This window comes from Streptomyces sp. NPDC042371 (assembly GCF_056437465.1).
On the sequence record NZ_JBWKAP010000005.1, the window covers coordinates 617,581 to 631,369 of the forward strand.

The window sequence follows — 13,789 nt, forward strand, 5'->3', positions numbered from 1 at the left end:
GCACTCCGCGCGGAACTCCAGGCCCACCCGGACGGCCAGGACGGCGACGGCGAGCAAGACGGTGACGCCGACGAGGAACGGAATGATCATGCGCTGATCGTATCCGGACCCGTCCGACCAGCATCCATGACGCTATGTAGTAGAAGCGCTACTTTTCGTAGTGATTCGCCTAACCAGGCCGACCGCCGAGGTTCACCCGCCGTTCACTCATGCCCATCGGCCGCTTCACCTGCCCTGCCTAATTTCGGCCTTACAACACGACGTAAGACCTCTACACGCACCACATCGCACGCCGCCAGCATGGGTCGGCGGCTCCCGGAAGGAAGACCCGAAGTGAAGCTTCAGCGCAAGAACCGGCTCCGCGCCCTCTCCCTCGGCGCCATCGCCGTCTCCGGCGCCCTGGCCCTCACGGCGTGCGGCTCCGACGACACGAGCTCGGGCGATGGCGGCAAGGAGACCAACGCCAACGCCAACATCAAGTGCGACGACGCCAAGGGCCAGCTCGCGGCCTCCGGCTCGTCCGCGCAGAAGAACGCGATCGACGCCTGGCGGAAGGTCTACACGACCAACTGCAAGGACGTGCAGCTGAACTACAACCCGACGGGCTCGGGCGCCGGCATCACCGCGTTCCTCCAGGGCCAGACCGCGTTCGCCGGTTCGGACTCGGCGCTGAAGCCCGAGGAGATCGAGAAGTCGAAGAAGGTCTGCAAGAGCAGCCAGGCCATCGACCTGCCCATGGTGGGCGGCCCGATCGCCATCGGCTTCAACGTCCCCGGCGTCGACAAGCTGACCCTGGACGCCGCGACCCTGGCCGACATCTTCAACGACAAGATCAAGACCTGGGACGACAAGGCGATCGAGAAGCTCAACCCCGGCGTCAAGCTCCCCAGCACCAAGGTCCAGGCGTTCCACCGCTCCGACGAGTCCGGCACCACGGACAACTTCACCAAGTACCTGAAGGGCGCCGCCCCGAAGGCCTGGCCCTACGAGCCGGGCAAGTCGTGGGAGCCCAAGGGCGGCCAGTCCGCGAACGGTTCCTCCGGTGTCGCGAGCCAGGTCAAGCAGACCGCGGGCGCCATCTCGTACTTCGAGCTCTCCTACGCCGGTGAGGGCGTCAAGACCGTCGACCTGAAGACCGAGGCCAAGGAGCCGGTGAAGGCCACCGTCGACAACGCCTCCAAGGCCATCTCCGAGGCCAAGGTCGTCGGCAAGGGCAAGGACCTCGCCCTGGAGCTGAACTACAAGCCGACCGCCGAGGGCGCCTACCCGATCACCCTGGTGACGTACGAGGTCGTCTGCGAGAAGGGCAACAAGGCCGACTCGCTCGCCGCCACCAAGTCCTTCCTGACCTACATCGCCAGCGAGGACGGCCAGAACGTCCTCAAGGACAACGACTACGCGCCGATCCCGGCCGAGATCATCACCAAGGTCCGCTCCACCGTCGCGAGCCTGAGCTAGCTGAACCGAGTGCGGCCGGCCCCGCAGTACCGGGCCGGCCGCACCGTCCGGTGCACCGCCGCCACGGAGCGCCTGCGTCACCCGCACGGCGCCTCCGCAGACCGGAGAACCCCATGGACATACCCAGCAATACGACCGCTCCTCCCCCCGTCGACGACGTCGAGCCGACGGCCCCGGTGAGCAAGGCAGCCGCCCGCGGTGCCACCCGCCCCGGCGACCGGATCTTCCTCGGCCTCTCCCGTGGCTCCGGGATCGTGCTCCTCCTGATCATGGCGGCCATCGCCGCGTTCCTGACGTACCGCACGACCCTCGCCCTCGCCGACAACACGGGCAACTTCCTCACCACCTTCGAATGGGACCCGGCCGGTGCGAGCACCGGCGGCAAGCCGTACTTCGGCATCGCCGTCCTCGTCTTCGGCACCGTGGTGAGCTCGATCATCGCCCTCGCGATCGCGGTCCCCGTCGCCATCGGCATCGCGCTCTTCATCTCGCACTACGCGCCGCGCAAGCTGGCCTCCCCCATCGCCTACGTGATCGACCTGCTGGCCGCCGTGCCCTCGATCGTGTACGGCCTGTGGGGCGCCCTCGTGGTCGCGCCCAACCTCACCGGGCTCTACAGCTGGCTCGACGACTACTTCGGCTGGACCGGCATCTTCGAGTACCAGGGCGGCGCTCCGCGCTCCCTGATGACCGTCGGCATCCTCCTCGCGATCATGATCCTGCCGATCATCACGAACGTGAGCCGCGAGGTCTTCCTCCAGGTCCCGAAGATGCACGAGGAGGCCGCGCTGGCCCTCGGCGCCACGCGCTGGGAGGTCATCCGCATGTCGGTGCTCCCCTTCGGCCGCTCCGGCATCATCTCCGCCTCGATGCTGGGCCTCGGCCGCGCGCTCGGCGAGACGATCGCCGTCGCCACCGTGCTCTCCCCGACCTTCGTGATCCAGGCCTCCGTCCTCGACTACGGCGGCGGCACGTTCGCGCAGAACATCGCCAGCAAGTTCAACGAGGCCACGGAGTACGGCCAGGACGCGCTCATCGCCTCCGGCCTGGTCCTGTTCATCATCACGCTGCTGGTCAACGGCGCCGCCCGCCTGATCATCGCGCGCCGCAAGGAGTACTCGGGGGCCAACGCATGAGCACCACGACACCCATCCCGCCCAACCCCCTCGTCAAGCGTCCCTCGACACTGAAGGCCGCGAGCCTGCCGCGCTGGTCGCCGCTTGCCGTCGCCGCCGGATCGGCCGCCGTCGCGGTCGGCATCGGCGCCGGGGCGGGCCTGGACAGCCGCATCCAGTGGGGCCTGATCGCCGCCGTCCTCTTCCTCGTCGGGTCGTACGCCCTCGCGGTGACCGTCGAGGGCGCCCGGCAGGCCAGGGACCGCCTCGCCACCTCGCTGGTGTGGGTCATGTTCCTGCTCGCCGTCGTCCCGCTGGCCTCGCTGATCTACGAGACCGTGCAGCGCGGCAGCAAGGTCTTCGACGGGTACTTCCTCACCCACTCGATGGGCCTGCTCTCCGACGAGGAGACCGGCGGCGGCATCTACCACGCGATCATCGGCACCCTGGAGCAGGTGCTCCTGGCCTCCGTGATCGCCGTGCCGATCGGCCTGCTCACCGCTGTCTACCTCGTCGAGTACGGACGCGGGAAGCTCGCCAAGACCGTCACGTTCTTCGTCGACGTCATGACCGGCATCCCCTCGATCGTCGCGGGTCTGTTCGTCCTCAGCTTCTGGATCCTGATCCTCGGCTTCAGCTACTCCGGCTGGGCCGGCGCCATGGCGCTCGCCATCCTGATGATGCCGGTGATCGTGCGCTCCACCGAGGAGATGCTGAAGCTCGTCCCGAACGAGCTGCGCGAGGCCTCCCTCGCCCTCGGCGTCCCGAAGTGGCGGACCATCCTCAAGGTCGTCCTGCCCACCGCGATCGGCGGCATCACCACGGGCGTCATGCTCTCGGTCGCCCGCATCGCCGGTGAGACCGCGCCGGTCCTGCTGCTGGTCTGGGTGAACCCCGTGATCAACACGAACCCGTTCGACGGCTCGCAGGGCTCGCTGCCGCTGTACATCTACCAGCAGTACGCGGCAGGCACCGACGCCTCGATCGACCGCGCCTGGGCCGCGGCACTCGCCCTCATCGGCTTCATCATGATCCTCAACCTGGCGGCCCGCGGCGTAGCCCGCTGGAAGGCCCCCAAGACGGGCCGCTGACAGCGGCCATATCAGCGACCCTCAGCACGTCCCTTTTCGAAAGCAGTGATCCCATGGCCAAGCGAATCGACGTATCGGGCCTGACCGCCTTCTACGGCTCCCACAAGGCGATCGACGACATCTCCATGACCGTGGAGCCCCGCTCCGTGACGGCCTTCATCGGCCCGTCCGGCTGCGGCAAGTCCACGTTCCTGCGCACCCTGAACCGCATGCACGAGGTCACCTCCGGCGGCCGTGTCGAGGGCAAGGTCCTGCTGGACGACGAGGACCTGTACGGCCACGGCGTGGACCCGGTGGCCGTCCGCCGCACGATCGGCATGGTCTTCCAGCGCCCGAACCCCTTCCCCACGATGTCGATCTTCGACAACGTCGCGGCTGGCCTGAAGCTCAACGGCTCGTACAAGAAGTCCGAGCTCAACGACGTCGTCGAGAAGTCCCTCAAGGGCGCGAACCTCTGGAACGAGGTCAAGGACCGCCTCAACAAGCCCGGCTCCGGCCTCTCCGGCGGCCAGCAGCAGCGGCTGTGCATCGCGCGGGCGATCGCGGTGGAGCCGCAGGTGCTCCTCATGGACGAGCCGTGCTCGGCCCTCGACCCGATCTCGACCCTCGCGATCGAGGACCTGATCGGCGAGCTGAAGGAGCGCTTCACGATCGTCATCGTGACGCACAACATGCAGCAGGCGGCCCGCGTCTCGGACCGCACCGCCTTCTTCAACCTCGCCGCCGTCGGCCAGCCCGGCAAGCTCGTCGAGATCGACGACACCGAGCGGATCTTCTCCAACCCGTCGGTGCAGGCCACCGAGGACTACATCTCGGGCCGCTTCGGCTGAGCCGTCCGCCAGACTCCCCGCGGTGCTGCATGGCGGTGCCACCGCAGGGACACCAAGAAGGGCCCGCCCCCTGGCTCCCGGGGGGCGGGCCCTTCCATGTGCGTACGGAGTTGCCTACGCCTTACAAGAAGGCGAGGTTCACGATCCAGAAGCTGACCGCGGCCACGATCGCGGCCGCAGGCATCGTGATGAACCAGCCCAGGATGATGTTCTTGGCCACGCCCCACCGCACCGCGTTGACCCGCTTGGTCGCGCCCACGCCCATGATCGCGGACGTGATGACGTGGGTCGTCGAGATCGGCGCGTGGAACATGAACGCCGTGGTGAACATGATGCCCGCGCCGGTCGTCTCGGCCGCGAAGCCCTGCGGCGGGTCCAGCTCGATGATCTTGCGGCCGAGGGTCCGCATGATGCGCCAGCCGCCCGCGTACGTACCGGCCGAGAGCATCAGCGCACAGGCGATCTTGACCCAGATCGGAATGGGCGCGTCGGCGCTCTGCACGTCGGAGATGACGAGCGCCATCACCACGATGCCCATCGTCTTCTGCGCGTCCTGCAGACCGTGACCGAGGGCCATACCGGCCGCCGACACCGTCTGCGCGATGCGGAAGCCCCGCTTGGCCTTGTGCGGGTTGGACTTGCGGAACATCCACATGATCGCGCACATCACCAGATAACCGGCGACGAGGCCGATCACCGGCGACAGGAACATCGGGATGACGATCTTGTCGATGACGCCGGACCAGATGACCCCGATGCCACCGGCGAGCGCCGCGCCGACCATGCCGCCGAACAGTGCGTGCGACGAGGACGAGGGCAGCCCGAAGTACCAGGTGATGAGGTTCCACACGATGGCGCCGATGAGCGCCGCGAAGAGGATCCACATCCCCTTGTCGCCGTGCGGGGTCTCGATGATCCCCTCGCTCACGGTCTTGGCGACCCCGCTGCCCATGAAGGCACCGGCGAGGTTCATCACCGCGGCCATCGCGAGCGCCGCGCGAGGCGTCAGCGCACGCGTGGAGACGGAGGTGGCGATGGCGTTCGCGGAGTCGTGAAAGCCGTTCGTATACGTAAATCCGAGCGCGACGCCGATCGTCACGATCAAAGCAAAGGTGTCCATGGCGAGGCCTCAGGACTCCTTGACCGCGATGGTCTCCACAGTGTTCGCCACGTGCTCGAAGGCGTCGGCGGCCTCTTCCAGCACATCCACGATCTGCTTGAGCTTCAGCACCTCCATGGCGTCGTACTTGCCATTGAAGAGCTGGGCCAGGAGCTTGCGGTGGATCTGGTCGGCCTGGTTCTCCAGGCGGTTGACCTCGATCCAGTACTCGGTGAGGTTGGCCATCGTCCGCAGATTGGGCATGGCCTCCGCGGTGAGCTCGGCGGCTCGCGCGAGCACCTCGATCTGCTGCTCGACGCCCTTGGGGAGTTCCTCGACCTGGTACAGGACGACCAGGTCGACGGCCTCCTCCATGAAGTCCATGATGTCGTCGAGGGACGACGCGAGGTTGTAGATGTCCTCACGGTCGAACGGCGTGATGAACGAGGAGTTCAGCTGGTGGAAGATCGCATGCGTCGCGTCGTCTCCCGCGTGTTCCGCGGCCCGCATACGCTCTGCGATCTCGGCCCGTGCGGAAGAGTCCGCTCCGAGCAGTTCCATCAGGAGCTTCGAGCCCGTGACGATGTTGTCCGCGGATGCGGCGAACATGTCGTAGAAGCTCGTCTCCCTGGGGGTCAGACGAAAGCGCACGTGGGGTCCTCGGGGTGCTTTGGATGCGGTCAGGCTGATGCTAGGCGCATCATCCGGCCACGGCTAACCGGCCGCCCCCCAGTGTCGCCCATCAGGCACAGTGATCAGCACACCCCCCGAGAAATCGGCTATCATATACCCACCGGGGGTATATGGATCTGCAGAAATACAGAAGAAGCCCGGAAGTACAGGAGGAGGACGTCATGACGACCACCGAGGCGGCCGACGCGGCCGTGCCGACCCCGGGGGCGCCCGAAGCGCCCTCCGACCACGACCGCGGAGTGCACGGCTACCACAAGCAGAAGGACGAGCACCTCAAGCGCCTGCGCCGCATCGAGGGCCAGATCCGCGGCCTGCAGCGCATGGTCGAGGAAGACGTCTACTGCATCGACATACTTACCCAGGTCTCGGCGAGCACAAAGGCCCTCCAGTCCTTCGCCCTCCAGCTCCTGGAGGAGCACCTGCGCCACTGCGTGGCCGACGCGGCGGTGAAGGGCGGCACGGAGATCGACGCGAAGGTCGAGGAGGCGACGAAGGCGATCGCCCGCATGATGCGAACGTGACGCTCCCGCCAGAGGGGGGACCGCTCCCCGGGGGACCGCTCCCGGGGGACCGCTCCCGGGGGACCGCTCCCGGGGGACGCCGTCACGGCAAGTCGTCGCCGGGGTCCCGCCCGTCGGAGACCTGGAGGACCTCGTCGATGCGGTCGAAGCTCAACCGCTCGGCCGCCGCACTCGCCGCAATGATGAGCTCGCCGCACAGTTCGATCTCGGCGAGGGCGACGTGGTCCTGAACCGCCGTACCGCCACGCATCGGAGCCACGTTCATCACCTCTTCCTGATGCCGACTTCCTAGGGTAGGGAGCGGTCTACGCACCGCGCATGGCACGGACGGACCATTTCCACCAGTCGTAGGCGACTACTGCCCGGCAATCTTCCCGGCAAAGATGTCCTTCTCGGCCGGAAGTCGTACCTTCGCAGGCACTCCGAAGTCATAGAGCAACGTGGTCGACGCCACGTTCGCGTCGGCCACGGCGAACCGCTGCCGCAGCTTCCGCACCCGCCCCCGCTCGTCGAGGAAGACGTCGAAGGGCACGCGGCCCCTGCTGAACCCTTTCGCCGCCGCCACCCCGAGCGGACCGCGCTGACCTGCGGAAGCCGCCCGCGCCGCGGCACGCAGGTCCACGACACCGCGATAGTGCCGCACCTCCACCCCACCGACCCGCTCCTCTCCCACGTACCCCACCTTCCTCGCCCCGCGCAGCAGCTCCGCCGCAGCGAGGGGATCCGTGGCGCCACCGGTGACGAGGTTGCCGTCGGAGAGCGAACGTGTCTCGATCCGCACCCACTTGTCGGAGGGCACCCCGGCCCCCCGGTTCTTCATGTACAGCGCTCCCGCGGTCATCAGCTCGGTGATGGGCCGGTGCTCGTCGGCGCCCGCGGGATCCGGCGGCAGCATCACCTTGAACCGCCCCCGCTGCCGCCCGAAGTCGTAGACACCCTTGCCTCGGATGGTCACGCGCGTACCGCCGCTGGCCATCTCCATGGAGGTCGACGCCTGCGAACTGCCCGACCTGACCAGGGAGTCCGCGGCCTTGCGCACCACGTCGGCGGGGTCGCCCGCGCCATTGCCGTCGGCGGCGGCGCCGGTGTGCGAACACCCGGAGGTGACGGCCATCAGTCCGACCGCCGCGGCCGCGACGACCGCTCCGCCCGTGCGCCTGTGCCGATGCACCATCGCCTGTCTACCCCCAAGCGTTTCCCGCGCCTGCGCCGTCCCCCGTCTTTCCCCGTCGTTCCCCTAACGACCGGTACGTTGACCCGTCACGCGGGCGGCCGTTCACCCGGGGTCGGTACGGTGACCGCGTGGCCGATCAGCAAGTCCCCTCAGCCCATCGCACGACGACGGTGGAGAAGGGCCGCTTCACCACGGCCCACTGCACCTGCGGGTGGCGCGGCCCGGCCAGACGGGCCCGCAGCAAGGCCCGCACGGACGCGACAGAACACGAGGCGTCCCCTTGAACCCCGCCCCCGACCCTCGCCCATACGGAACCCCGGCGCCCCTCACACCGTCTCGTTCTCGGGAAGCAACGGGAGGCGTCATGGAACGACGTACGTTCATCGGCACAACGGCGGCCACACTGGCCGCGGCGACGGTCGCGGGCTGCACCAGCGGCGGTTCGGGCGGCAGCGGCACCAGTACGAGCACCGGCTCCGGCACGGGAAGCAGCACCGGCACCACCGCGTCCCGCGGCGGCGGCACCCCGATCAGGACCTCCAGTGCCGCGTCCTCCTCCCCCGCCAACCTCAAGGCCCTCGCCCGTGACCTGGACGGCACTCTCGTCCAGCCCGGCCAGGCCAAGTGGGCGGCGGCCCGCCAGCTGTACAACACGCGCTACGACGACCTGAAGCCCACGGCCGTCGCCTACGTCGCGCACCCGGACGACATCCGCACCGCCCTCGCGTACGCCCGCGCCCACAGCTCCAAGGTCGCGATCCGCAACGGCGGTCATTCCTACGCGGGTTGGTCCTCCGGCAACGGACGGCTGATCATCGACGTGTCGAAGCTGAGCAAGATACGTTCAAGCGGCAGCTCCGCCACCATCGGCGGCGGCGCCAAGCTCATCGACGTCTACCGCTCGCTCGCGGCGAAGGGCGTCACCATCCCCGCGGGATCGTGCCCGACCGTCGGCATATCCGGGCTGACCCTCGGCGGCGGCCACGGCGTGGTCTCCCGGGCGTACGGCCTGACCTGCGACAGCCTCACCTCCGCCACGCTCATCACGGCGGACGGCAAGCAGCTCACCGCCTCCAAGTCCGAGAACAAGGACCTGTTCTGGGCGCTGCGCGGCGCGGGCAACGGCAACTTCGGCATCGTCACCGAGCTCACCTACCGCACGCACGCCGCGCCGCAGGGCGTCTCCGCCTACATGACCTGGCCCTGGTCGAAGGCGGCCGCTGTCATCAAGGCCTGGCAGGAGTGGGGCCCCGGCCAGCCGGACGAGATCTGGTCGTCCGCGCACCTGGCGAACACCCCGGGCGGCACCCCGACCGTGTCCGTCGCCTGCTTCTCCCTCGGGACGTACGGCGAGCTGCAGAACGCCGTCGACCGCCTCGCCGACAAGATCGGCGCACCGGCCCGCAGCGTCTCCCTGAAGCGGCGTACGTACGAGGAGTCGATGGAGGTGTACGCGGGCTGCTCGTCCTTCGCCTCCGACGCCCAGTGCCACCTGCCCGGCACGACGCCGGGCCGCAGCCCGCAGGGCGCCCTCAAGCGCGAGACGTACGCGGCGAGTTCGGACTTCTTCGACCGTTCGCTCTCGGCGGCGGGCATCCGCACGCTGCTGTCGCAGATCGAGAACGTGACCGGCGCGAGCGGGGGCAGCATCGCGCTCACCGCGCTCGGCGGCGCGATCAACCGCGTCGACCCGACGGCGACGGCCTTCGTGCACCGCCGCTCGCGGATGCTGGCGCAGTACATCGCGTCGTGGCGCGCGGGCACGTCGGGCTCGGGCGCCAGGGCGTGGCTGAAGAAGGCGCACGGGTCCATGGGCCGTTACGCGTCCGGCGCCGCCTACCAGAACTACGCCGACTCGACGCTGACGAACTGGCGCGAGGCGTACTACGGGGCTGCGGCGCCGCGGCTGAAGAAGCTCAAGAAGCAGTACGACCCGTCCCGCTTCTTCGACTTCCCGCAGGCCCTCTGAGCCGGTTCTGAGCCCGTTCTGAGCCAGTTCTGAGCCCGTGGCACTGCCGTGGCTGCCGTGGCGCTGTCATGGCGGGCCCGTCACCCGCCCGGCGGGCACCGCAACCCGTTCGGCCCCGCCCGACACGCCCCCAGGTGGCCCACCCCGCTGGACACGGGTGGCCTGAGGGCATGACCCCACCCCGCAGCACGCCTCGAATAGCCGCCGTCACGGCGACGGCGGCCGCCGCTGCCGTCCTCGCCCTGGCGGGTCCGGCCGTCGCCCTGGACAAGCCCGCAGAGCCGGGCGAGCTGACCCTCGTCGACACCCCGAAGGGCAGGGCCCTCGCCGACAAGGAGGGCAACCCGCTCTACACGCGCGACGCCGATGAGGCGGACACCCCCGACTGCACCGGGGAGTGCGCCACCGAGTGGCCTGCCGCGATCGGCTACCCGACCAAGGCGGACGACGTCACGGGCCAGACCGCCCAGACCGAGGACAACGCGCCGGACGCGGACATGCCCCAGGTCATCTACGAGACCCGCCCCCTCTACTACTTCAAGGACGACGAGAAGGGGCAGGACCCGAAGGGCCAGGACGTCGAGGGCTGGAGCCTGCTTGGCGCGGACGGCAAGGAACTGGGCGGGGGCACGGGGTCCGACTCCGACACCGAATCCGACGCCGACCCCACGAACTCCACGGACCCGTCGGCGACCCCTGAGACCTCGTCCACATCCGCAATCGCATCCGCATCCGCATCCGCGGAGACGTCCGAGTCCCCGCACTCGAACATGTCCGCCAACGCCTCGGCCACCGCGTCACCGGTGTCCCCCATGCCGAGCACACCCTCCACGAACATCGGCGCCCTGGAGGCCACCCCCTCGGGCGCGGCCAGGGGCGGTGCCACGCATGTCACGGCCGAGGCCGAGCACCCCGAGGCGGGCCCCCTGACGTTCGCCTCAGCGGCGGTCACCGGCGCCGCGGCAGGCATAGGCGTCTGGCTCCTGCGCCGCCGCAAGGCGCACGGCCCCGGCCCCGGCCCCGGCCCCAACACCAGCCCCAGCCCCCGCTCCGGCACGGACCACCACTGAACCGCCCCCTGCGCTTGCGCCGCACGGCGGCCCCCCTGCTGCTCGCCGCGGCCGCGCTGCTCGCCACCGCGCCCCCGGTGGGCGACGGGCCGCCCTCAGGACGGGCCCTGGAGGGCCGTATCCGCATCGCCGCGATCGGCGTGGACGCGGATCTGCTGCCGGTCGGCCTGGACCGGCAGGGCGCCCTGGAGGTGCCGTCGTTCCGGGACGCCATGAAGGTCGGCTGGTACACGCGGGGCCCCCGCCCGGGAGCCCGGGGCCCCGCGGTCCTGGTGGGCCACCGCGACGCCCCAAGCGAGCGGAGCAACCGGCACTACAGGGACGCGGTCTTCGCCCACCTCGACCGGCTGCGCCCCGGCGACCGGATCGAGACGACGACGGCGGCAGGGCGACGTACGACGTTCAATGTCACGGCGGTCGCCACGTACCGCACGGCGGACTTCCCCACCGCCACGGTCTACGCGCCCGCGATCGGCTCCCAGCTGCGCCTGCTCACCTGCGGCGGCCGCGTCGGCAGGGACGGCCACTGGGACTCGAACGTGGTCGTGAGCGCCGCGCGCGTGGCCGTGGCCGGAAGTGGCGTTACGCGGCGAGGTCCCGCTCGTCCGGATCTGCCGACGCAGCGCCCGACTGTGTCGCCGTCCCGGTCAGCGGCGCCGCGACAGGGCCGACTTTCCGGTCCCACACCAGCCACCCCGCGCGACCGGAGCGCCCGATCATCTTGGTGAGCGGCGTGAGCAGGGCCATGGCGAGCGGCGACAGGAGCAGGGCGACGGCGGTGCCGAGCGCGAAGCCGCCGACGACGTCGGTCGGATAGTGCACGCCCATGAAGACGCGGCAGAAGCCTTCGAGGACGGCGAGGCCGAGGCCGACGAGCCCGAACTTCCGGTTGGCGACGAAGAGTCCGGCGCCGATGGCCATGGCGAGGGTCGCGTGGTCGCTGACGAAGGAGTAGTCGTTCTTGCCGTCCACGAGGAGCTCGACACCGCGGTGGACGCGGAACGGGCGCGGCCGTTCGACGAAGCTGCGGATGGGGACGTTGATCAGGACGGCGATGCCCGCGGCGAGCGGTGCCCAGACGACGGCGGCGACCGACGAGGCGGCGTCGTCGAGGGTGCCGCGCTTGCGCTGGCCCCACCAGCACCACACGACGAGGAGCACGAGGGCGAGCAACAGGCCGTACTCCCCGACGAACGCCATGGCGCTGTCGAACCAGGACGGGGAGTCCTTCGCCAGGCCGTTGATGTCGTAGAGCAGGCCGACGTCGGGGTTCGACCCGGATTCATCGAGTCCAGCCATGGCGCTGCGGCCCCTTGTCTCCTAGCCCAGGGGCGCACTGTGCGGTGCGCCCGCTCCATCAACCCCCGTGGTCGGTCCAGTCAAGGGAACGCCCTGTCCCCCGTCATACGTTCCACCCTCCACCGAAAGATCACTCAGACGTTATCGAAGAGAGATACATCGCTGCAGCTCAGAGGAGTGTCCTAACGGAGAGTTCAAGCCACATCACACCACGCGCGCCCCGCAGATCCCACCCGCACCGACGGCCCTCAGACCTCTGTCGGCTTGGCGGGCAGGGCCTTGGCCCCGTCCTCGGTGACACGAGTCGCGCCAAAATAGTCAGGAGTGTCGATCGGGTCGAACCGGATCACGGCGCCGGTCCGCGGGGCGTCGATCATGTAGCCCCCGCCGACGTAGATCCCGACGTGCCGGATGGTGCGGGAATTGGTCAGGTCGTCCGAGAAGAAGACCAGGTCGCCCGGGAGGAGTTCGTCCCTCTTGGGGTGCGGTCCCGCGTTGTACTGGTCGTTGGCGACGCGCGGCAGCGTGATGCCGACGGAGCGGTACGCGGCGAGGGTGAGCCCGGAGCAGTCGAAGCGGCCGCCCTGGTCCGCGGTGCCGTTGCCGCCCCACAGGTAGGGGGTGCCGAGCTTCTTCTGCGAGAAGTAGATGGCTCCGGCCGCCTGCTGCGAGGGCGCCACGCGGCCGACGGGCCGGGCGAAGCTCTTGGACAGGTCGGTGATGGTCTTCACGTAGTTCTGCGTCTCGCTGTAGGGCGGCACGCCGCCGTACTTGATGACGGCGTACGCCCCCGCGTTGTACGCGGCGAGCATGTTCTTCGTCGGGTTGCCGGGCGCGTCCTTCACGTACCCGGCGAGCTTGCAGTCGTACGAGGCAGCCGACGGAATCGCATCCTCCGGGTCCCACACGTCCCGGTCCCCGTCGCCGTCCCCGTCCACACCGTGCGCCGCCCAGGTCCCCGGGATGAACTGCGCTATGCCCAACGCCTTGGCCGGGCTCTTGGCCCGCGGATTGAACCCGCTCTCCTGGTAGAGCTGGGCGGCGAGCAGCGCGGGGTTGATGGCCTTGCAGAGGTTGCCCCACTTCTGCACGAGGGGCTGATAGGTGGCCGGCACGGCCCCCTTGGCGAGCCCCACGGACCCGCCCCCCACCCCGTTGGCAAGGCTTCCCGCGGCCATGTACGTCCCGACGACGAGCAGCGCGATGAAGCTGAGAGCACCACCGATCCCCACGGCAGCGACCAGCCACGCCTTACGCACCGTCAACCACCCCTCACCCGCCGGTAGTCCACCGGCGCTAAGTGTAGAGGTCACGTCTGACGGTGACAGGTGCCCTTGCCCGAGAAAGGTCGAGAACCTCGGGAACCAGGGCGCTCTCCAGGGGATGATCAGATACATCCCGCATGCACCGATATGGGACGCCGCTCCATAAACGTGCCGCTGGTATCAACCATCCCCCATGGATAGCTTG

General features: G+C 69.2%; 14 protein-coding genes and 1 pseudogene. 9 read left to right on the top strand and 6 right to left on the bottom strand.

What is annotated here, in order from left to right; all coding sequences use genetic code 11:
* The first annotated feature begins 333 nt into the window (after positions 1–333).
* The 4 genes from pstS (at position 334) to pstB (ending at position 4,494) form a co-directional block, all read left to right on the top strand.
* On the top strand, positions 334–1,458 hold the full coding sequence (gene pstS, locus AC068B_RS18890; protein WP_356266859.1) for a phosphate ABC transporter substrate-binding protein PstS: 1,125 nt from the start codon (positions 334–336) through the stop codon (positions 1,456–1,458).
* Positions 1,459–1,571: 113 nt separating this feature from the next.
* Entirely contained in the window at positions 1,572–2,594 is a 1,023-nt protein-coding gene (gene pstC / locus AC068B_RS18895; protein WP_478672676.1) for a phosphate ABC transporter permease subunit PstC, read from the top strand.
* Entirely contained in the window at positions 2,591–3,664 is a 1,074-nt protein-coding gene (gene pstA, locus AC068B_RS18900; protein ID WP_478672677.1) for a phosphate ABC transporter permease PstA, read from the top strand. The genes pstC and pstA overlap by 4 nt, the downstream gene beginning before the upstream one ends.
* A gap of 53 nt (positions 3,665–3,717) precedes the next feature.
* Complete coding sequence (gene pstB, locus AC068B_RS18905; RefSeq protein ID WP_356266865.1) at positions 3,718–4,494, top strand: phosphate ABC transporter ATP-binding protein PstB; 777 nt, start codon at positions 3,718–3,720, stop codon at positions 4,492–4,494.
* Between the two features lie 121 nt (positions 4,495–4,615).
* Here the strand turns inward: pstB and AC068B_RS18910 are convergent, their stop codons facing one another.
* Both AC068B_RS18910 and AC068B_RS18915 read right to left on the bottom strand, forming a co-directional pair.
* Positions 4,616–5,614, bottom strand: a complete 999-nt coding sequence (locus AC068B_RS18910) for an inorganic phosphate transporter (RefSeq protein WP_356266867.1) — start codon at positions 5,612–5,614, stop codon at positions 4,616–4,618.
* A gap of 9 nt (positions 5,615–5,623) precedes the next feature.
* Complete coding sequence (locus AC068B_RS18915; protein WP_268772062.1) at positions 5,624–6,244, bottom strand: DUF47 domain-containing protein; 621 nt, start codon at positions 6,242–6,244, stop codon at positions 5,624–5,626.
* Between the two features lie 203 nt (positions 6,245–6,447).
* On the opposite strand from AC068B_RS18915, the gene AC068B_RS18920 reads away from it, so the two are divergent.
* Positions 6,448–6,807: a metal-sensitive transcriptional regulator gene (locus AC068B_RS18920; RefSeq protein WP_055567144.1), complete on the top strand. Its 360-nt coding sequence runs from the start codon at positions 6,448–6,450 to the stop codon at positions 6,805–6,807.
* 82 nt (positions 6,808–6,889) lie between these two features.
* On the opposite strand, the gene AC068B_RS18925 is transcribed toward AC068B_RS18920, so the two are convergent.
* Positions 6,890–7,072 carry a hypothetical protein gene (locus AC068B_RS18925; RefSeq protein ID WP_468564186.1) on the bottom strand — a complete coding sequence of 61 codons (183 nt, stop codon included), beginning with the start codon at positions 7,070–7,072 and terminating at the stop codon, positions 6,890–6,892.
* A gap of 90 nt (positions 7,073–7,162) precedes the next feature.
* Positions 7,163–7,981, bottom strand: a complete 819-nt coding sequence (locus tag AC068B_RS18930; protein WP_478672678.1) for an SCO4651 family lipoprotein — start codon at positions 7,979–7,981, stop codon at positions 7,163–7,165.
* Between the two features lie 128 nt (positions 7,982–8,109).
* Here AC068B_RS18930 and AC068B_RS18935 point away from each other — a divergent pair, with 128 nt between their 5' ends.
* The 4 genes and pseudogenes from AC068B_RS18935 to AC068B_RS18950 form a co-directional block, all read left to right on the top strand.
* On the top strand, positions 8,110–8,265 hold the full coding sequence (locus tag AC068B_RS18935) for a hypothetical protein (RefSeq protein ID WP_478672680.1): 156 nt from the start codon (positions 8,110–8,112) through the stop codon (positions 8,263–8,265).
* 80 nt (positions 8,266–8,345) lie between these two features.
* The gene (locus tag AC068B_RS18940; RefSeq protein ID WP_478672681.1) at positions 8,346–9,950 is read left to right on the top strand and encodes an FAD-binding oxidoreductase; all 1,605 of its coding nucleotides are present in this window, start codon (positions 8,346–8,348) and stop codon (positions 9,948–9,950) included.
* Positions 9,951–10,120: 170 nt separating this feature from the next.
* Positions 10,121–11,020, top strand: a complete 900-nt coding sequence (locus AC068B_RS18945) for a COG4315 family predicted lipoprotein (protein WP_478672682.1) — start codon at positions 10,121–10,123, stop codon at positions 11,018–11,020.
* Between the two features lie 77 nt (positions 11,021–11,097).
* Positions 11,098–11,568, top strand: a pseudogene (locus AC068B_RS18950) (sortase domain-containing protein); the annotation flags it as partial.
* Positions 11,569–11,602: 34 nt separating this feature from the next.
* On the opposite strand, the gene AC068B_RS18955 reads toward AC068B_RS18950, so the two are convergent.
* Positions 11,603–12,319 (bottom strand): phosphatase PAP2 family protein, encoded by a 717-nt coding sequence (locus tag AC068B_RS18955; protein ID WP_478672683.1) that lies wholly within the window; start codon positions 12,317–12,319, stop codon positions 11,603–11,605.
* 248 nt (positions 12,320–12,567) lie between these two features.
* Positions 12,568–13,578 (bottom strand): C40 family peptidase, encoded by a 1,011-nt coding sequence (locus AC068B_RS18960; RefSeq protein WP_478672745.1) that lies wholly within the window; start codon positions 13,576–13,578, stop codon positions 12,568–12,570.
* Positions 13,579–13,789 lie beyond the last annotated feature (211 nt).

Bases quoted from the DNA above. Each gene is read 5' to 3' on its own strand.
- pstC (WP_478672676.1), top strand. From the start codon at position 1,572: ATGGACATACCCAGCAATACGACCGCTCCTCCCCCCGTCGACGACGTC.
- pstA (WP_478672677.1), top strand. From the start codon at position 2,591: ATGAGCACCACGACACCCATCCCGCCCAACCCCCTCGTCAAGCGTCCC.
- pstB (WP_356266865.1), top strand. From the start codon at position 3,718: ATGGCCAAGCGAATCGACGTATCGGGCCTGACCGCCTTCTACGGCTCC.
- AC068B_RS18910 (WP_356266867.1), bottom strand. From the start codon at position 5,614: ATGGACACCTTTGCTTTGATCGTGACGATCGGCGTCGCGCTCGGATTT.
- AC068B_RS18920 (WP_055567144.1), top strand. From the start codon at position 6,448: ATGACGACCACCGAGGCGGCCGACGCGGCCGTGCCGACCCCGGGGGCG.
- AC068B_RS18925 (WP_468564186.1), bottom strand. From the start codon at position 7,072: ATGAACGTGGCTCCGATGCGTGGCGGTACGGCGGTTCAGGACCACGTC.
- AC068B_RS18930 (WP_478672678.1), bottom strand. From the start codon at position 7,981: ATGGTGCATCGGCACAGGCGCACGGGCGGAGCGGTCGTCGCGGCCGCG.
- AC068B_RS18940 (WP_478672681.1), top strand. From the start codon at position 8,346: ATGGAACGACGTACGTTCATCGGCACAACGGCGGCCACACTGGCCGCG.
- AC068B_RS18945 (WP_478672682.1), top strand. From the start codon at position 10,121: ATGACCCCACCCCGCAGCACGCCTCGAATAGCCGCCGTCACGGCGACG.
- AC068B_RS18955 (WP_478672683.1), bottom strand. From the start codon at position 12,319: ATGGCTGGACTCGATGAATCCGGGTCGAACCCCGACGTCGGCCTGCTC.